We start from the raw sequence: 18,388 nt of genomic DNA on the forward strand, positions 1-18,388 counted from the left end.
CGGGGTGCCTCAATTGTCCAAAGGTCTGGGGGGAGACCATTGAGGCGCGTGTCTAGGAGGCCCCGCAATGAGCAATGACGAGTCCGCCGCCCCGATGACCGACGACGAGAAACGCCTGCATCAGTTGGGATATGCACAGGAACTGTCCCGGACGATGTCAGGGTTCTCGAACTTCGCGGTGTCCTTCACGATCATCTCGATCCTGTCCGGCTGCCTGACGTTGTACGGGTTCGGGATGAACACCGGCGGCCCGGTGATGATCATCTGGGGCTGGCCGTTCGTCGGCCTGATGACGTTGTTCGTCGGGCTCGCGATGGCGGAGGTCTGCTCGAGCTTCCCGACCGCGGGCGGGCTGTACTACTGGTCCGCCAAACTCGCGCCGTCCAACGGCGCGGCCTGGTCCTGGTTCACCGGCTGGTTCAACTTCCTGGGCCAGGTCGCGGTCACCGCCGGGATCGACTTCGGCGCCGCGTTCTTCCTGAACGCGTTCCTCGACCTGCAGTTCGGATTCAGTACGACGCCAGGCCACACGATCCTGCTGTTCGGGATCATCCTGCTGGTGCACGGGCTGCTGAACTCCTTCGGCGTGAAGCTGGTCGCCAGGCTCAACGACATCAGCGTTTGGTGGCACATCGTCGGCGTGGTCTTCATCGTCGGCGCGCTCGTGTTCGTGCCGGACAAGCACCAGTCGGCCGGCTTCGTGTTCGGGCATTTCGTCAACAACACCGGCTGGGGCTCCACCTTCTACGTCGCCCTGCTCGGCCTGCTGCTCGCGCAGTACACGTTCACCGGGTACGACGCTTCCGCGCACATGACCGAGGAGACCCACGATGCGGCCCGGTCGGGTCCGCGCGGGATCGTGATGTCGATCCTGGTCTCGCTGGCGGCCGGGTGGGTGCTGCTGATCGGCCTGACCTTCGCGATCCAGAGCTACGACGGCGCCCTCGAGGGCGATATCGGCGTACCGCCGGCCCAGATCTTCATCGACGCGGTCGGTGGCGGGCTGGCCAAGGTCCTGCTGCTGGTCGTGATCGGCGCGCAACTGTTCTGCGGGATGTCGTCGGTGACCGCGAACTCGCGGATGATCTACGCGTTCTCCCGCGACGGGGCGTTGCCGGGGTCGAAGTTCTGGCACAAGATCAACGGAAAGACCAGGACGCCGACCAACGCGATCTGGCTGGCAGCCGGCGGGGCGTTCCTCCTCGGGCTGCCGTATCTCTGGAACGCGACGGCGTACGCCGCTGTCACGTCGATCGCGGTGATCGGCCTGTACATCGCCTACGTCCTGCCGACCCTGCTGCGGCTGCTGCAGGGCAAGGACTTCCAGCCCGGCCCGTGGCACCTCGGCCGCTGGAGCCGTCCGATCGGGATCGTCGCGATCGTGTGGGTCGCGTTCATCACGATCCTGTTCATGCTGCCGCAGGTCAGCCCCGTCACTGGTAGCACCTTCAACTACACGCCGATCGCCGTCCTCGTGGTGCTCGGCTTCGCGGCGGCGTACTGGTTCCTGTCCGCCCGCCGCTGGTTCACCGGCCCCAAGGTCCAAGGCACCGAGGAGGAGCTGGCCGCCATCGAACGCGACCTCGAGTCCATCTGATCATCTCTCTTTGAGCCCTCCTCGACCGGTTGCGCCGGCGCGAAACGGTCGAGGGGGGCTCAATGTCGTCGAAAGACCATCCGGTGCCCCGGCACGATCGTGCCGCCGCGACTGCTCGGAACTGTGCAGTAATGGGTGTCAGGATGGTGGCCAGCAAATTTCCTCATGTGACACTCGTCGTGTCGAACGGTCAATGACTGTGATGATCGGCGAGGGTAATCCTTCGAGGAGTTGGATGACTGACGACGAGCTGGTCGGACGTGCCGGACTGGTCGAGCGTGCTACCAAGCAGCTCGAGACCAGCGGCAGCGTGCTGCTCTACGGCCCGACCGGCATCGGTAAGTCGGCCCTCGGCCGGGCACTCGTCGCGGAGCGTGGCCGGAAGGGCTGCCGGATCCTCAGCGCCGCCCCGTCCAACTCCGAGGCCGGCCTGCCGTACGTGACGCTCCTCGACCTGCTCTCCCACCAGCTCGAGTTCGCCTGGCAGGTGCTGCCGGACCACCTTCGGCAGCCGCTCGAGGTCGCGCTGCTGAAGGCGAGCGCCCCGGATACGGTGCGTGACGAGCTGGCCGTGCGCCTCGCCGTACTGCACGTCCTCCGCCGGCTCGCCACGACCGGCCCGGTGCTGATCGTGGTCGACGACATCCAATGGGTGGACCCGTCCAGCCTCGAGGTGCTCACGTTCTGTGCTCGCCGACTCTCCGAGGGCGTGCACCTGCTCGCCACCGAGCAGGTGGCCGACGGCGACCTGCCGGTGATGGCCGACGCCTGCCCCGAGCCCGTCCTGCAGCTCGAGGTCCCGCCGCTCACTGAGCCCGACGTACTCGGCCTGCTCCGGCAGCGGTTGTCCAGCCCGCTCCCGGTCCGGACGGCGCGCCGCATCTTCACCGCGAGCGCCGGCAACCCGTTCATGGCCCTCGAGCTCGGTCGCGCCGTACTGCGGCATCCGAAGAGCGTCTCGCCCAACGACCCGCTCCCGGTCTCCAGCCGCCTCAAGACCCTTCTCGGTGAGCGTCTCGGCGACCTGTCCAGCGAGACCCACGAGCTGCTCCTGCACGCCGCGTCCTCTCCGCGTCCGACCACCACGCAATTGGCCCAGTCCCTGGAACGCCCGATCGAGGTCGACCTCGCCGAGGCGGAGACCCTCGGTCTGATCGACGTCTCCGCCGAGCGGCTCCGCTTCACACACCCCCTGCTCAGGGAGTTCGTGTACGCCGAAGCCACGTCGGCCGCGCGTCGTCAGGCCCACGCCAAACTCGCCGCCGTGGTCGACGAACCGGTGGAGAACGCGACCCACCGCGCCCTCGCCACCCAGGAGGCCGATCCGGAGCTGGCCGCGACGATCGAGGAGGCGGCCACTGTCGCCGCCGGTCGGGGAGCCCCCGGTGCCGCCGCGACCCTCTGGCGGCTGAGCGCCGACCGGACACCGTGCACCCAGCCGGACGAACGCGCCCGCCGCCTCACCAGGGCCGCCGACGATGCCGCGGCTGCTGGTCACCTGGCGGAATCGGCCGACATGGCGCAGCTCGCCGTACAGACAGCGACGACACCCGAGACCAGGGTGCCCGCACTGTTGCTGTGTGCCGACGCGGTCTGGCCGGAGCGGGATCGCCGGGTCGAGTTGCTCGCGGAGGCGTTCGCGGCGGCCGAGGGCAACAAGCGGCTCGAGGCACGCGTGCGCATCGAGCGCAGCCACAGCCACTACTTCGATCGCAGGCTGGACGACGCGCAGGAGGATGCGCGGATCGCCGAAGCGCTGGCGCGCGAGGCCGGTGACACCGAAGCGATCGTCGACGCCTTGAGCGCGTCGAGTTCGGTGCTGATGGCCCGCGACGCCGAGGAGACCTCTGACGCCGTGCTGGAGCAGGCGGGTGAGCTGGCCAAGGGTCTGCCGCTCACCAGGACCGTGGTGAACGCCCGCCAGATGGCCGCGATGCGCGAGCTGTTCCGCGGCCGGACCGACGAGGCGATCACCGCGATCACCGCGTTGGCCGACGAGGTCCGCGACCACGGCGCGATGCGCTGGCTGGCGTCCGTACTGATCTCCGCGACGGCGATCTACGAGCGCAGCGGCCGCGGCGCCGACGCGCTGGCCGCCGGGCACGAGTGCTACCAACTGATGCAGGACATCGGTGACGAGGCCGAGGTCGGCATGGTCATCGCCAGTCGTGCGGAGTGGGTCGGCGGTTCGGCGGCCATGGGCCGGCAGCTCGCCGAGGCGGCGCTGGACGCGTGCCGCCTGGTCGGGAACGACGAATGGACCGGTCCGGCGCTGGTCAGCCTCGGGCTGATCGGCGTACTGACCGGCGAGCCGCAGCGGGCTGTCGAGGCGTTCGACGCGGTCGCGGGGTCGGGCGAGGCCGCGATGCCGTACGACCCGGCGGTGATCCCGTGGCACGCGGACTACGCCGAGGCCCTGGTCGCGGCCGGCCGGCTGGACGACGCGGCCGCCCTGATCGCCGAGATCCGCACCCGCGCCGAGAACCTGGACCGCCGCGTGGTGAAGCTCGGCCTGGATCGCGCCGAGGCGCTGCTGGTCGCCAAGCAGGGCGACCCGGCCGCCGCCCTGGAGCTGCTGGAGAAGACGGTCAGTACGGCGGGGGACCGGGTCTACCCGCTCGACCTCGCGCGCTGCGAGCTGACCCGGGGCCGGATCGCCCGGCAGGCTCGTCGCCGTTCGGTCGCCCGGACCGCCTTCCTGGACGCGATCGAGCAGTTCGAGGCGTATGGCGCGCCCGCCTGGCGCGAGGTCGCGGAGATGGAGCTCGCGCGCCTCGACGTACCGAGCCGGAGCCGGCAGCCGTCGGAGCTGACCGACAACGAGCAGCAGATCGTCTCGATGGTCCGCGACGGCTCCACGAACCGCGAGATCGCCGCGGCCCTGTACCTGTCGGTGAAGGCTGTGGAGTCGCAGCTGACCCGCCTGTACCGCCGCTTCGGAGTGGCCAACCGCACCCAGCTGCTCCGCATGGTCGACCGGCCCAATTCTTGAGCCTGGGTCAGAATGGCTGGGTGAAGCTCGAACGGAAGCACGCACTCGTCCTGCTGGCCATCGCTGCCTGGAACGTCATCACCTACCTGCGCTTCATCAAGGCGCTCGTGGACACCGAGGACCGCCCGACCGGGTACTACGTGGCGCACACCGTCCTGATCGTCGTGAACCTGCTGATCGCGGCGCTGCTCGGCACCTGGGGAGTCCGCGCGTACAAGGCGGCTAAGTACAGGGCGGCTAAGACCGCACAAAACTCGCCGGTGTGACCCCGAGCAGTTTCCGGAAGTGCCGGTTGAGGTGCGACTGGTCGTAGAACCCTGCCAGCGTCGCCACCTCCGCGGCCGGATGCCCGTCGAGCAGGTACCGCCGGGCCAGATCGACCCGCCGTCCGGTCAGGTACCGGTGCGGCGGCATCCCGTACTCCCGGCTGAACGCCCGCACCAGATGCGCCGGATGCGCATGCACCAGCTTGGCCGCGTCCTCGAGCTTGATCCCGTCCGGCACATGCGCGTCGAGCAGATCGCGCAACTGCGCGGCCACGCCCGAGTCGGACCGGTCCGGTGGAGCGACCACCTGCCGCCGCAGGTGCTGCCCGAGGCGCTCCTCGATCAGCGTGAGCCGGTTCTGCGCCTCGAGGTCCTCAACACCGCTTTCCAGTACGCCGTGCAGCTGGTGGATCCGGTGCCGTAACAGCGGGTCGACGTACTCGGGCTGGTCGACGGCCGCGCCGATCAGGTTCGTGCCGCCGAGCCGGCCGGGATCGAGGTAAAGGACCCGTTTGCGGAAGCCCTGCGGCAGCACTGAGCGGCCGTCGTGGGGGACATGCGGCGGGAGGAGCGAGACCTGCGCCTGCGCGAGCCCGTGCTCGTGACGGTCCAGGTCGTAGCGGACCGCGCCCTCGTCGACGATCAGCACCGTCCAGGCGTCGTGCGTGTGGCTCGGGTACGCGTGCGACGGGAAATGCGCATGCAGCACCTCGACGACCCCGTCCACCCGGGGCCGCCACGCCCGGACCGTGGCGCCGATGCTCATGGTTAGAACATAACCTGCTGCGTGTGAAGGTCTACGTGAGTGCGGACATGGAAGGTATCACCGGGGTCGTCGACGCGGAGGACGTGCAGCCGCCGGGGCGGGACTACGAGCGCGGCCGGGTGCTGATGACCGAGGACGTGAACGCCGCCGTCCGCGGTGCGTACGCCGCCGGCGCGACCGAGGTCCTCGTGAACGACGCCCACGGCCCGATGCGCAACCTGCTGCCCGACCTCCTCGACCCGCGCGCCGGCCTGATCAAGGGCCGTCCGAAGCCGATGGGCATGATGGAGGGCCTGACCCCGGAGTACGACGCCGTACTCTGCATCGGGTACCACGCCCGCGCCGGCGTGCTCGGTGTCCTGAGCCACAGCTTCATGGGCCACGAGATCGAGGACATCTGGCTGGACGAGCAGCTCACCGGCGAGATCGGCCTGTTCCACGCGGCCTCGGCGGCGTACGGCGTACCGCTGGCGCTGCTGACCGGGGACGACGCCGCCTGCGACGAGATGAAGGCCTGGGATCCCGCGGTAGCGACTGTGCCGGTCAAGTTCGCCAAGGACCGCTTCGCCGCGCAACTCGTCCCGGTCGCGGAGGCCCGCGAGTCGATCGAAGCGACAACAGTTGAGGCGCTGCGCACCCTCTCCAAGCCGGACGCCCCAACCGGCCCCCGAACCCTGTCCGTCCGCTGGCAGTCCGCCTCGGTCGCGTCCCACCTCACCGCCATCCCCGGCGTAACCCGCCGCGACGACCGCACCGTCACCGTCGCCGGCGACATGCTCCACCTCTACCGCATGTTCAACCTGTTCCTCCGAGTCTGCACAGCAGTAACCTCCAACCCGCCGTACTGCTGAGCCGGTTAAGAACGTACAAGCCCGCTGGTGGTCTTGAGCCTGAGCATTGGGGTTGTGGAAAAGTTCGATACGAAGATTGCTGTGTTGTTGCGGGACGACCTGGCTGTTTGGCAGCGGTTGAATGTGACGGCGTTCCTGGTCAGTGGGATTGCCGGGACGCATCCTGAGGTGGTCGGCGAGCCGTACGAGGATGCGGATGACGTGCGCTATCTGCCGATGTTCCGGCAGCCGGTGATGGTGTTCGAGGGGTCCAAGGAGTTCATGGCCACTGCCCACGAGCGGGCTCTCGGCCGGGGGATCGAGCACTCGGTGTTCACTCAGGATCTGTTTGCCACGGGCAACGACCGGGACAACCGCGCGGCGGTCCGGGCCGTCCGCACCGCCGAACTCGACCTGGTCGGCATCGCCTTCTACGGCCCGAAGAACGCCGTCGACAAGACCTTGAAGGGCGCCACCAAGCACCACTGAGCCGGCACCGCTCGGCCGCGGACGGTCGCAGTCCGGGCGACGTCCGGGTGGGCCCGATGCGGTCGGTGTGCAGCTGGACAGGTGGTGTCAGCCGTCGGGGTAGTGCACCTGAGTGTGGTGGTGTCCGCGCGTACAGCGTCTCGTAGGTGCACTACCTGTCCAGCTGCACACGATCCGTCGTGCCCGCCCTCCGCTGAAATCCACGACTCGAGGACGGCTAGCGGGGGGCGAACTTGGTCCAGGTGGCGCCTTGGTCGGTGCTGAGGACTACCTCGGTGGTGCGGCGTTTGGGGACCTCGGAGCCGTACATGAGTTGGGCGTCGCCGGAGAGGTCGGCGAGGTCGCCGGGGTAGCCGCGGTCCAGTTTGGCGGCGCCGTCGCGGACGCGGTAGAGGCGCGGGCGGTCGCCGGGGCGGCCGCCGAGCATCAGGGCGGTGCCGTCGTCGAAGGCGAGCGGTGCGACCGCCAGGCTCTTCGGCGGGTTCTCGACCGTCGTCCAGTTCGCGCCGCGGTCGGTGGAGATCTGCATCTTCGAGATGGTCTGGCCGGTGGCGCCGACGGTGACGGCCGTCGAGAGCAGCGTGCGGCCGTCCGGGCTGATCGCGAGCCGGCCGAGCTGGTTGTGGCTGTCGAGTGAGCGCGAGCCCCACGTGCGGCCGCCGTCGTCGGTCCAGACGACGTCCGTGCGGCCGATACCGGTCAGGATCCAGCAGCGTCCGGACTCGTCGCAGACCGGGGACCGGGTGCCGCGGGTCCGGAGCATCCGGACCGTCGACTCCTCCGGGTTCACCACGACGATCGACCCCGGCACGATCCGGTCGGTGAGGATCTCGTTCTTCTCGAACGTCGAGGTGGGCAGCCGGTACCGGAGCTTGGTGAGCACGGGGCCGTCGTACGTCAGCCGGAACATCATCGTCGCGCCACCGGTCAGCGTGCCCTCGAGCGGCGGGGCGACCGCGATCGCCTCCTTGCCGGCCTGCAGCGTCGCGTACGGGACCGGCCACTCGGGGGCGGTGGCGCGGGAGCCGTCGCGGTCGATCACCGCGGCGAACTTGCAGTTCGGGCCGCTGGTGCAGTCGGACCAGCCGGCCGCCCAGCGGTTCCTGGTGACCATCGTGATCGCCAGCACCTGGGCGCGCTCGGAGTTCACCACCGCGCTGCCGGACCGCCCCGCGGCGGCCGGTTCGATGGCGATCGGCGGATCGGTCTGCGACGGGTGCGAGGCCAGGTGCACTACCGCGAGCACGATGGACGTCGCGGCCGCGAGCACCCCGAGGACCAGGAGCGGCGGCATGCTGCGGGGTAGGCCGCAGCGCTCCAACAGCTCCACCAGGCGACGGTAGTAGCGGTCGGACAACTCGCGGAGGCGCGGCTCCACAGTCACCCCCCAAGGCGCAGGTGTCCCCGCAAGGGGGGTCAGGTCGGCGGTGGAATCTTATGCGAAAGAGGGCGCAAGCTCACACCCGACGGAAGATGAGTGCGCGCTTCACTTCCTGGATCGCCTTGGTGACCTCGATGCCGCGTGGGCAGGCGTCGGTGCAGTTGAAGGTGGTCCGGCAGCGCCAGACGCCTTCCTTGTCGTTCAGGATCTCCAGCCGCTGCTCGGTGCCCTCGTCGCGGCTGTCGAAGATGAACCGGTGCGCGCCGACGATCGCCTGCGGGCCGAAGTACTGCCCGTCGGACCAGAACACCGGGCAGGACGTCGTACAGGCGGCGCACAGGATGCATTTCGTGGTGTCGTCGAACCGGTCCCGGTCGGCCTGCGACTGGATCCGCTCCCGGGTCGGCTCGTGGCCGCTGGTGACCAGGAACGGCATCACCGAGCGGTACGCGTCGAAGAACGGCTCCATGTCGACGACCAGGTCCTTGAGCACCGGCAGGCCCTTGATGGGCTCGACGGTGATCTCCTTCTCCGGGTTCAGGTCCTTGATCAGGGTCTTGCAGGCCAGCCGGTTGCGGCCGTTGATCCGCATCGCGTCCGAGCCGCAGACACCGTGCGCACAGGACCGCCGGAACGTCAGCGTGCCGTCCTGCTCCCACTTGACCTTGTGCAGCGCGTCCAGCACCCGGTCGGTCGGCTGCAGCGTGACGGAGTACGTCTTCCACTCGGCCTCGTCGACGACCTCGGGGTTGTACCGCAGGATCTTGACCTTCACGTCCATCAGTACTTGCGCTCCATCGGCTTGTAGCGGGTCTGCACGACCGGCTTGTAGTCGAGCCGGATCGTCTCGTTGCCGTCGGCATCGACCTCGCGGTACGCCATCGTGTGCCGCATGAAGTTGACGTCGTCGCGCTTGTCGTAGTCCTCGCGGAAGTGCCCGCCGCGGGACTCCTTGCGCTCCAGCGCGGACACCACCAGTACCTCGGCCAGGTCGAGCAGGAACCCGAGCTCGACGGCCTCCAGCAGGTCGGTGTTGAACCGCTTGCCCTTGTCCTGTACGGCGACGTTCTTGAACCGCTCCTTCAACGCCGCGATGTCGACGAGCGCCTGCTTCAGCGAGCCCTCGGTGCGGTACACCTGCGCGTTCAGGTCCATCGTCGCCTGCAGGTCGGCCCGGATCGCGGCGATCCGCTCCTGGCCGGTCGAGCTGCGCAGGCCCTCGACGAGCTCGACGACGTACGCCTCGGGATTCGCCGGCAGTTCCTCGAAGGACGCCGTGGCGGCGTACTCCGCGGCGGCGATCCCGGCCCGGCGGCCGAACACGTTGATGTCGAGCAGCGAGTTGGTGCCCAGCCGGTTCGCGCCGTGCACGGAGACGCAGGCGACCTCGCCGGCGGCGTACAGGCCCGGGATCACGTCCTCGTTGTTGGCCAGCGCCTCGCCCTTGATGTTGGTCGGGATGCCGCCCATCGCGTAGTGCGCGGTCGGGAACACCGGGATCTGCTCGGTGTACGGCTCCACGCCCAGGTAGGTCCGGGCGAACTCGGTGATGTCCGGAAGCTTCGCGTCGATGTGCGCCGGCTCCAGGTGGGTCAGGTCGAGCATCACGTACGCGCCGTCCGGACCGCAGCCGCGGCCCTCACGGACCTCGTTCGCCATCGCCCGGGCGACCATGTCCCGCGGCGCCAGGTCCTTCACGGTCGGCGCGTACCGCTCCATGAAACGCTCGTTGTCCTTGTTCCGCAGGATGCCGCCCTCACCGCGGGCCGCCTCCGACAGCAGTACGCCGAGACCCGCCAGGCCGGTCGGGTGGAACTGGAAGAACTCCATGTCCTCCAGCGGCAGGCCCTTGCGCCACACGATGCCCATCCCGTCGCCGGTCAGGGTGTGCGCGTTGGACGTCGTACGGAAGACCTTCCCGAAACCGCCGGACGCGAAGATCACCGACTTCGCGGAGAACACGTGCAGCTCGCCGGTGGCCAGCTCGTACGCGACCACGCCGCTCGCCTTGCCGTCGGTCATCAGCAGGTCGAGAACGTAGTACTCGTTGAAGAACTCGACGTTCTGCTTGATGCACTGCTGGTACAGCGTCTGCAGGATCATGTGACCGGTACGGTCGGCCGCGAAGCAGGACCGGCGTACGACGGCCTCACCGTGGTTGCGGGTGTGGCCGCCGAAGAACCGCTGGTCGATCTTGCCCTCGGCGGTCCGGTTGAAGGGGAGGCCCATCTTCTCCAGGTCGAGTACCGCGTCGACGGCCTCGCGGCACATCACCTCGGCCGCGTCCTGGTCGACCAGGAAGTCGCCGCCCTTGACCGTGTCGAAGGTGTGCCACTCCCAGTTGTCCTCCTCGACGTTCGCCAGCGCGGCGCACATACCGCCCTGGGCGGCGCCGGTGTGCGAACGGGTCGGGTAGAGCTTGGTGAGTACGGCGGTACGGGTCCGCTTGCTCGACTCGAGGGCCGCGCGCATCCCCGCGCCGCCCGCGCCGACGATGATGACGTCGTACTGGTGCTGTTGCATGACTTCCTTATTTACAGACCGACAACGTGGAGTTGGGGTCGAGGCAGGGGTCGAACGTGAAGATGACCAGGGTGCCGAGAACGACGATGACGATTGCCGCCGTGATCAGCAGGGCCTTGAGCCAGAACCGGGTCTGGTCCTTCTCGGCGTAGTCGTTGACGATCGTGCGCAGCCCGTTGGTGCCGTGCAGCATCGCCAGCCACAGCATCAGCAGGTCCCAGACCTGCCACAGCGGGTTGGCCCACTTGCCGGCCACGAAGCCGAAGTCCAGCGCGGTGATCCCGCCGCCGAGCATCAGGTTCACGAACAGGTGCCCGAGCACCAGGATGACGAGGGCGAGCCCGGACAGCCGCATGAACAGCCAGCTGTACAGCTCGAAGTTGGTCTGCCCGGAACGGTTCCGGCCGCCGCCCTTCAGCTTACGGGCGCTGGAGCTGGACCGCGGCGCGGCAATGTCGCTCATCTCAGCCTCCGAAGACATGTGAGAGGTGACGGATGACGAACGGCACGAACAGCACCACCCAGAGCACGCCGACGCCGATCATCAGCTGCCGCTGGTAGCGCGGGCCCTTGGCCCAGAAGTCCACCAGGATCAGCCGCACGCCGTTGAACGCGTGGAACAGGATCGCCGCCACCAGACCGACCTCGAGCAGGCCGACGATCGGGTTCTTGTAGGTGCCGATGACCTCGTTGTAGGCCTCCGGCGAGACCCGGACCAGTGCGGTGTCCAGTACGTGCACCAGCAGGAAGAAGAAGATCCCGACACCGGTGATCCGGTGCGCGACCCATGACCACATGCCCTCCCGGCCGCGGTAGAGCGTGCCGGCTGGTTTGCTGGGCAAACCGTCCTCCGATCGAACGTCTCTCGGCCCGGAGAAAACCAAGCCGGTTCGATGCTAGTCCCGCGATCAGCCCCGAAATGTCCTGACAGGTGTGAGATCGGTCGCGTAGTGGCCCAGCGGGCAGGCCCCGCACTGGCCCTCGACGGTGAGCCTCCGATGCACTTGACTTCAACTGCGCTTGAACGCTTTGGCTGACGGCACATCAGAATCGAAGGGGAGAACTACAGTGAGTTTCTGGATCTGTGCGACCTGTGCGGTGGAGCACGCGGAGCAGGTCGAGGTGTGCGCGATCTGCGCCGACGAGCGGCAGTGGGTGCCCGCCGACGGGCAGCACTGGACCACGCTCGAGGAGCTGGCCGCGGCCGGCACCGAGGTCACGGTCGACGAGGTCGAGCCGGGTCTGTACGGCGTCCGCTCGAAGCCGCCGGTGGGGATCGGGCAGCAGTCGATGCTGGTGACGACGTCCGAGGGGAACCTGCTCTGGGACCCGATCGGGTACCTGGACGACGACGCCGTACGCCGGATCCGGGAACTCGGCGACGTGGTCGCGATCGTCGCCAGCCACCCGCACATGTACGGCGTCCAGGTCGAGTGGAGCCACCGCCTGGGCGACGTACCGGTGTACGTCTCGGAGGCCGACAAAGAGTGGGTCGCGCGGCCGGACGGGGTGATCAAGACCTGGTCCGGGCAGCTCACGCCGCTACCCGGAGTGACCGTCATCCAGCCCGGCGGGCACTTCCCCGGCAGCGCGGTCGTGCACTGGGCGAACGGTGCCGAGGGCAAGGGAGTGATCCTGTCCGGCGACACCATCTTCGCCAACCCCGACCGCACCTCGGTCAGCTTCATGCGCAGCTACCCGAACCGCATCCCGCTCTCCGGCGCGGTCGTCGACCGGGTTGCCCGCTCCCTCGACCCCTTCGAGTACGACCGCCTCTACAACAACTTCGGCTCAGTCATCCCGGTTGACGCCAAGGCCGTCGTACGCCGCTCCGCCGACCGCCACGCGGCGTGGGTCCGAGGCGACTACGACCACCTGACCTGATGCGTACCGACCAACGGGTAGTACTCGGCCCGCCGGCCGGTGGTCACGCTCGGAGCGAACCACCGGACGACGCGGAGGCCAACCACTACCCGTTGGTCGGTACGGTCAGCTCCGACCGACCGCGAGCCCATCGATCTGCACGAGCTTGCCGCTGGACGCGCTGACGAGCTTGAGCGTGCCGCTGAAGAGCGTGCTCTGGACCGGAAGGCCGAGCAGCACCTGCTTGTGGGTCGTCGGGTAGGCGAGGTTCACCGTGGTCAGGTACCTGTTCCCCGCGTACACCGCGACCGACCCACACGTCGGGCATCGCGTTGCCACCAGGAAGAACCGCTTCCCCTGCACGGTCCGAGTGAGCGCCTTCCCGTACGCCGTTGTCTGCGTCGTCGTCCCGTAGTAGAACGTCGACCCGGTCGCCCGCGTCCACCCGGTCGTTGCCAGTGACATCGACCGGTCGTCGAGAGGCCGCGAGAAGCACCGCTGCGTACTCCACTGGCCGATGTTCCCGAGCTTGTCCTTGGCCCGCACCGAAACGCAGTACTCGTACCCGGCCGCGACGGCGAGATTCATCGACGTCGCGGTCGTGTTCGTCCACGGCTGCACGGGGTCGCCGTACGGACCGGCGGACGTGGCCCGGCGGTACTGCACGTCGTACGACGCGATCCCGTTGGGATCCGTAGCCGACACCGTCAAGGTCGCCGTCGCGGCCACCGAAGACTGGTACGCCGGCGTCACCATCCGCGCCACCGGTCCATCCGCGTCGACGGTGATGTTGCGCCACCCCGCAGCGCCCGATCCGTCCGGTGTGGACGCGCGGACGATGACCTGGTAGTTCCCGGACCGCAGTTCGGTCCCCGTGAACGGCGAGGTACAGGGTTCCTCCGGCTCGAACGATCCCTCCACCTTGCAATAGAACCTGGTGCCGGCCGCGAAGGCAGAACTGTCGAACGGAACCGAGATGTTCGGTCCCATCACCGCCGGTGTGGGCTTGATGGTTACCCCGGGATGCTGCCAGGTGAGGTCGGTTCGGTTCGTATTCGTCTCCCTGGCCAGCCCGTTGTACATGTACAGGTCACCGCCGTCCATGCCGAGCTCGTAGACGCGGCCGCCGGCGGTCAGCGCCAGGATCCGGGCGCCGGCCCAGGCGATCGCACGCACCTCCGAGTCGAGCGACGGGCTCCTTCGCTCCGTCATCCCGGCCAGTCGCACCGTCGAGCCGTCCCCGAAGGCAACGTACCGGCCGTCGGCCGAGGCTCGAACCGGCCGGCCGTCCGCCACCTCGGCGTCTCCCGGCAGCGTGCTGATCCGGGTGCCGCCGGCCGTTGCCGCGATTGTCGCGAGCCGGCTCGGCGTGAGGCGGTGATCCGACACCACCAAGGTGCGTGCGTCCGGCATCCAGCTCGGGCTGGACACCTGGCAGGCGACCTTCGTCGGCGTACCACCGGTGGCCGCGATCAGATACACGCACGGGGTGGTGTTCTCAGGCGCCTGGAACGCGATGCGGGTGCCGTCGGGCGACCAGGACAGGTGGGTGATCGGGGCCGTGGAACTCCAGAGCTTCACCGGTACGCCGAGAACGCCAGGCGTAACCGTCTGCGTCCACAGGGCACGCTCCGTGGTGCCGCTCACGTAGGCGAGCGACCGCCCGTCCGGAGAGCTGGTGACGGCCTCCTTCGGCCTGACCGAGTTCGGATCTGCCGGGAACGGTACGACGTTGCCGAACTCGTCCGCGGCGACCAGGTCCCGGCTGTCCGGCTCGCCCTGCGTGATCACGACCTGCTCGATCGCCCGCGGGACGGGCAGGCGCGTGCTGACCGGTCCCTCGCCGACCTCGTTCACGAGCGAGACGGCGTACTCGGTCCCGGGTTCGGTGCTGGACCGGACCACGACGAAGTCGTCCGTCGACGCCTTCACGGGGAACCACTCCACGGTCTCCACGCCGTTCAGGTACTTGTGCAGGTTGTACCCGAGAACCGCCGTACCACCTGCGGTCTGGAGCGATCGCCAGCTCACCGTGTGACCGTTGTACGTCGATCGCACAGCCACGTTCTGCGCAGCGGCCACGTCGACGCCGTAGCCGGTCAGGGTGACGATGTGACGCCCGGAAGCCGTGGTGTCCTGGATCGTCAGCGTCGTCGATTTCGGACCGGGCGTCTGGGGCATGAACCGCACGCTCACCGTGCACGAGGCCGCCGGCGCCAACGTCGATGGGCAGTCGTGCGGAGCCGCCGGGTCCTGCCGCCATTCGATCAGTTCGTTGGCAACTGTGATACCGGTGATCTGGACCGGGTCGGTTCCGGTGTTCTTCACGGTGAACGGGGCGGACGAGGCCACGTTGTACCGGACCTTGCCGTAGTCGTACTTCTCCGGCGTGACCGAGAGGGCCTGGTACCCGAACGTGCTGTGGTATCGCAGTTCGACGGTGTTGATTCCGGCCGTCCCCGCACAGCCGGTCACCCGTAGGCTCGCCGAAAGGGTGTCGAGCTCGAGGGCGGCCGTGTACGCGACGGCCCTGACGGACAGGTATCCGTTGGCGGTGCAGCTGTGGTCGCCTTGCGTGAGTTCGAGCTCCGACGGCGTCAACGAGTAGTTGCCAGGCCCGGTGATGAACGCCGGGAGCCGGACTTTCACAGTGCCCGCGGCCAGGGTGCGAGACCCGCCGGCCGGGGCGGACGCCGTGACGGCGTCGGCGGTCTCGTCGTCGAGCCAGGTGGTGCCGGGTTCAGCGTCCAGCGAGAGTACGTCGACGTCGCCGACTGCGGGCGTCTCGGTGGAGCGGGTGGCCGTGACCGCGGAACTGGTAGCGGCCTCGTCGTCCGTGGTCGCGACCACTCGGTAGGAGGCCGTCTCGCCGATCCCCAGGTAGTCGTCGACCCAGCTGACGGTCGAGGCCCCCAGAGGGCCGCTGACCTGAGCCCAGTCGGCGCCGGCCTGCTGCCGCTCGACGCGGTAACTGGATGCGCCGACGGAGTTCCAGGTGACGCCGATGCCTTGGCGAGTCGGGAAGACCTGAGCGGTCGGGGTTGTGGTCGCTTCGTCGCCGAAGGCGGTGTGGGCGATGAAGGGGAGGGTGATGGCTGCCAGGGCGGCGGCCAAGGCCGGCTTGAGGGCGCGGTGCATCGAATCTCCAGGGCGAGGGGACTCCGGCGCACCCCGAGCGGCACCGGCGAAAGGGAAAGAACTACAGCCTTACCGGACCTGACCGCAACTCCCTTGCCACTTTCTGCAATCTGGATCAGCAGGCTGTTGCGGTGCGCTCACGCAGCGAGGCGGGACTGGGTGAGGCGGGTGTGGAGGGCGAGCATGCGGTTGACGCAGGTTTGCCAGTTGTAGAGCTCGGCGCGGTGGCGGGCGGCGGGACGGCGGTTGGTGAGGTCGGCCAGGGCGAGGGTGGCGTCGGCGAGGGCCGCGGGGTTGGCGGGGGCCCAGCGGCCGCAGGTTTCGTCGACGAGTTCGCGGGCGCCGCCGGTGTTCGCGGTGACCACCGGGGTGCCGGCGGCGAGGGCTTCGAGGACGGCCAGGCCGAAGGTTTCGCCGGGGCAGACGGACAGGGCGATGTCGGCCTCGGCGAGGTGTTTGGCGAGGGTACGGCGGCCGTCGACGTACCCGTGGAACGTGACGGGCGCGTCCCCGGCGATCTCGATCAGCTCGTCAAGGTGCGGGCCGGTGCCGTAGACGTCCATCCGCACGTTGACGCCGCGGCGGTGCAGTTCGGCGGCGGTGGCGACCGCGAGATGCGGGCTCTTCTCGCGGGAGAGCCGGCCGGCGTGCACCAGTTTGAGTACGCCGTCATCGGCCGGTGCACCCAGCGACGGGTGGAACGTGTCGAGGTCGACCCCGAGCGGGATCCGGACGAGTGGCGTCGTCACCTCGTCGAACTCGGCCGCCGCGTAGCGCGACGTCACCACGACAGCGTCGTACGTGCGACTGAGCAGCTTGTACAGCGCGGACACGGTCGCGACCACGCCGAGCTGGCTGTACTTCACTCCGTCGGCGCCCCACCGCACCTGACGCTCGCCGAGCATCCGGCCGGGGCGCAGTACGTCGTTGCCGCCGAGCTGACCCGGGCGGGCCGCGCCGAGCGCCAGCATCGCGTCCAGCCGCTCGTGGCTGAACAACACGGTGCCGATGTCGTTCTTGCGGGCCCAGCGTGCCACCGGGAGCAGCGTCGACTTGTCGGAGATCTCCACGGTGGTCGGTCGGAACCTCTTCAGTACGTCGATCACGGTCCACGGCGTCGTGATGAGTCGGTAGCCGCCGCTCACCTTGGGCGCCTTCACCCGGACGATCGTGCCCAGCTCGGTCTCGACGACGGAGTCCTTCTCGCCCGGCGTGATCACGATCCGCTCGGCGCCGGCCTCGACGTACCCCCGGCCGATGTGTTCGATCGCGGTCCGCATCCCACCGGACGTCGGCCCGACGAAGTTGGCCAGCTGAGCGATGCGCAGTGAGCTCATCGGCGTCCTCGCTTCGCTCCGGGCGCCGATGAGGCGCGAACCCGACTGTGCTTTCTGATGAGCTCGCTGCGCTCGCTCATGCCACCCGCCGTACGGCCGCGGCCTCTTGGAGTACTTCGGCGTAGTGGCGGTCGACGAGGTCGTCGACGACGGCGGCCCAGGTGCGGGACTGCACGCGGTGCCGGCCGCTCACGGCCATCCGCCCGCGGGCCGTCGGGTGGTCCAGCAGGGTCTTCACCGCATCCCGCAGCGACCCGGGTCGGCCGGGCTCGAACAGCAGGCCGTTCTCGCCCGGGTGGATCAGGTCGAGCGGGCCGCCCGCGGCCGGGCCGACGGTGGCGACGCCGGAGGCCTGCGCCTCCTGGATCGTCTGGCAGAACGTCTCGTGCTCGCCGGTGTGCACGAACACGTCCAGCCCGGCGAAGATCGACGCCAGGTCGGGACCCCGGCGCATCCCGAGGAAGGTTGCCGTCGGCAACGCGTGCTCCAGGGCGGCGCGGTCCGGGCCGTCGCCGACGATCACGATCCGGCAGTCCAGGTCGGTCAGTTCCGCGAGCCGGCGTACCTTCTTCTCGGCCGCCAGCCGGCCGACGTACCCGACGATCGGCCGTCCGTCCGGGGAGATCTGCCGGCGCCAGTCCTCGTCGCGGTGCTTGGGATCGAACAGGTCCAGGTTCACGCCGCGGCCCCACAGGTGCACCCGCGGTACGCCGCCTTGCACGAGTGCGTCGACGGAAGCCGACGAGGGCGCGAGCGTCCGGTCGGCGCGCGAATGGGTACGCCGTACCCAGCGCCAGATCCCGCGGTCCGCGGCGGCGTACCAGGGGTACTGGCGGGCGAACCCGGCGATGTCGGTCTGGAAGATCGCGACCGTCGGTACGCCGAGCTTGCGGGCCGCACGCAGCCCGTACGCGCCGATGATGAACGGTGAGGCGAGATGCACGAGGTCGGGCCGGAAGTCGGCCATCGCCCGCTCGATCGACGGATCCGGCAGGCCGACCGGGTACTCCTTGTAGCCCGGCGTACGGAAGCTCCGGGCGCGGAGCACCGGGACGTCGCCGTAGCTGTCGGGGCCCGGTCCGGGGGCGATGATCATCAGTTCGTGCCCGCGGGCACGCAGCCGGTCGGCGACGTGGCGAGCCGTGTTCGCCACGCCATTGATCTGCGGCAGGAAGGTCTCGGCAACCATCACGATTCGCACATCTC

15 protein-coding genes are annotated in these 18,388 nt (G+C 68.9%); 6 read left to right on the top strand and 9 right to left on the bottom strand.

Annotated elements, in window-relative coordinates; translation table 11 throughout:
* The first annotated feature begins 67 nt into the window (after window positions 1-67).
* The 3 genes from EV647_RS17480 to EV647_RS17490 all read left to right on the top strand — a co-directional run bounded on the left by EV647_RS17480 (window position 68) and on the right by EV647_RS17490 (window position 4,855).
* Window positions 68-1,597 (top strand): amino acid permease, encoded by a 1,530-nt coding sequence (locus tag EV647_RS17480; RefSeq protein WP_166680359.1) that lies wholly within the window; start codon window positions 68-70, stop codon window positions 1,595-1,597.
* A gap of 235 nt (window positions 1,598-1,832) precedes the next feature.
* On the top strand, window positions 1,833-4,589 hold the full coding sequence (locus EV647_RS17485) for a LuxR family transcriptional regulator (RefSeq protein ID WP_134003949.1): 2,757 nt from the start codon (window positions 1,833-1,835) through the stop codon (window positions 4,587-4,589).
* A gap of 20 nt (window positions 4,590-4,609) precedes the next feature.
* Window positions 4,610-4,855 (top strand): SCO4848 family membrane protein, encoded by a 246-nt coding sequence (locus EV647_RS17490; protein WP_134003951.1) that lies wholly within the window; start codon window positions 4,610-4,612, stop codon window positions 4,853-4,855.
* On the opposite strand, the gene EV647_RS17495 is transcribed toward EV647_RS17490, so the two are convergent.
* A complete protein-coding gene (locus tag EV647_RS17495) occupies window positions 4,827-5,621 on the bottom strand; it encodes an AraC family transcriptional regulator (RefSeq protein WP_134003953.1) in 795 nt (264 codons plus the stop codon). The genes EV647_RS17490 and EV647_RS17495 overlap by 29 nt on opposite strands.
* A 23-nt stretch (window positions 5,622-5,644) precedes the next feature.
* On the opposite strand from EV647_RS17495, the gene EV647_RS17500 reads away from it, so the two are divergent.
* On the top strand, window positions 5,645-6,472 hold the full coding sequence (locus EV647_RS17500) for a M55 family metallopeptidase (RefSeq protein ID WP_134003955.1): 828 nt from the start codon (window positions 5,645-5,647) through the stop codon (window positions 6,470-6,472).
* Between the two features lie 54 nt (window positions 6,473-6,526).
* Window positions 6,527-6,940, top strand: a complete 414-nt coding sequence (locus tag EV647_RS17505) for a DUF2000 domain-containing protein (RefSeq protein WP_134003957.1) — start codon at window positions 6,527-6,529, stop codon at window positions 6,938-6,940.
* Between the two features lie 217 nt (window positions 6,941-7,157).
* Here EV647_RS17505 and EV647_RS17510 read toward each other — a convergent pair whose 3' ends face one another.
* The 5 genes from EV647_RS17510 to sdhC all read right to left on the bottom strand — a co-directional run bounded on the left by EV647_RS17510 (window position 7,158) and on the right by sdhC (window position 11,686).
* Entirely contained in the window at window positions 7,158-8,270 is a 1,113-nt protein-coding gene (locus EV647_RS17510) for a sialidase family protein (protein ID WP_134003959.1), read from the bottom strand.
* A gap of 127 nt (window positions 8,271-8,397) precedes the next feature.
* Window positions 8,398-9,102 carry a succinate dehydrogenase iron-sulfur subunit gene (locus EV647_RS17515; protein WP_131285930.1) on the bottom strand — a complete coding sequence of 235 codons (705 nt, stop codon included), beginning with the start codon at window positions 9,100-9,102 and terminating at the stop codon, window positions 8,398-8,400.
* Window positions 9,102-10,844 (bottom strand): succinate dehydrogenase flavoprotein subunit, encoded by a 1,743-nt coding sequence (gene sdhA / locus EV647_RS17520; RefSeq protein WP_134003961.1) that lies wholly within the window; start codon window positions 10,842-10,844, stop codon window positions 9,102-9,104. The genes EV647_RS17515 and sdhA overlap by 1 nt, the downstream gene beginning before the upstream one ends.
* A gap of 7 nt (window positions 10,845-10,851) precedes the next feature.
* Window positions 10,852-11,307, bottom strand: a complete 456-nt coding sequence (locus EV647_RS17525; protein WP_134003963.1) for a succinate dehydrogenase hydrophobic membrane anchor subunit — start codon at window positions 11,305-11,307, stop codon at window positions 10,852-10,854.
* 1 nt (window position 11,308) lies between these two features.
* Window positions 11,309-11,686, bottom strand: coding sequence for a succinate dehydrogenase, cytochrome b556 subunit (gene sdhC / locus EV647_RS17530; protein ID WP_133785111.1), 378 nt, complete (start codon window positions 11,684-11,686; stop codon window positions 11,309-11,311).
* Between the two features lie 226 nt (window positions 11,687-11,912).
* On the opposite strand from sdhC, the gene EV647_RS17535 reads away from it, so the two are divergent.
* A complete protein-coding gene (locus EV647_RS17535; protein WP_134003965.1) occupies window positions 11,913-12,728 on the top strand; it encodes an MBL fold metallo-hydrolase in 816 nt (271 codons plus the stop codon).
* A gap of 105 nt (window positions 12,729-12,833) precedes the next feature.
* Here EV647_RS17535 and EV647_RS17540 read toward each other — a convergent pair whose 3' ends face one another.
* From EV647_RS17540 to EV647_RS17550, 3 genes are all read right to left on the bottom strand, one after another.
* Window positions 12,834-15,845, bottom strand: coding sequence for a choice-of-anchor D domain-containing protein (locus tag EV647_RS17540; protein WP_134003967.1), 3,012 nt, complete (start codon window positions 15,843-15,845; stop codon window positions 12,834-12,836).
* 137 nt (window positions 15,846-15,982) lie between these two features.
* Complete coding sequence (locus EV647_RS17545; RefSeq protein WP_134003969.1) at window positions 15,983-17,182, bottom strand: glycosyltransferase; 1,200 nt, start codon at window positions 17,180-17,182, stop codon at window positions 15,983-15,985.
* A gap of 76 nt (window positions 17,183-17,258) precedes the next feature.
* On the bottom strand, window positions 17,259-18,383 hold the full coding sequence (locus EV647_RS17550; protein WP_202876194.1) for a glycosyltransferase family 1 protein: 1,125 nt from the start codon (window positions 18,381-18,383) through the stop codon (window positions 17,259-17,261).
* Window positions 18,384-18,388 lie beyond the last annotated feature (5 nt).

This window comes from Kribbella sp. VKM Ac-2566 (genome assembly GCF_004366005.1).
Taxonomy (GTDB): Bacteria; Actinomycetota; Actinomycetes; order Propionibacteriales; family Kribbellaceae; genus Kribbella; species Kribbella pratensis.

What these genes read in the sequence shown, in the direction of transcription:
- EV647_RS17480 (WP_166680359.1), top strand. Translation starts at nt 68, where the DNA reads ATGAGCAATGACGAGTCCGCCGCCCCGATGACCGACGACGAGAAACGC.
- EV647_RS17485 (WP_134003949.1), top strand. Translation starts at nt 1,833, where the DNA reads ATGACTGACGACGAGCTGGTCGGACGTGCCGGACTGGTCGAGCGTGCT.
- EV647_RS17515 (WP_131285930.1), bottom strand. Translation starts at nt 9,102, where the DNA reads ATGGACGTGAAGGTCAAGATCCTGCGGTACAACCCCGAGGTCGTCGAC.
- sdhA (WP_134003961.1), bottom strand. Translation starts at nt 10,844, where the DNA reads ATGCAACAGCACCAGTACGACGTCATCATCGTCGGCGCGGGCGGCGCG.
- EV647_RS17540 (WP_134003967.1), bottom strand. Translation starts at nt 15,845, where the DNA reads ATGCACCGCGCCCTCAAGCCGGCCTTGGCCGCCGCCCTGGCAGCCATC.
- EV647_RS17525 (WP_134003963.1), bottom strand. Translation starts at nt 11,307, where the DNA reads ATGAGCGACATTGCCGCGCCGCGGTCCAGCTCCAGCGCCCGTAAGCTG.
- EV647_RS17545 (WP_134003969.1), bottom strand. Translation starts at nt 17,182, where the DNA reads ATGAGCTCACTGCGCATCGCTCAGCTGGCCAACTTCGTCGGGCCGACG.
- EV647_RS17495 (WP_134003953.1), bottom strand. Translation starts at nt 5,621, where the DNA reads ATGAGCATCGGCGCCACGGTCCGGGCGTGGCGGCCCCGGGTGGACGGG.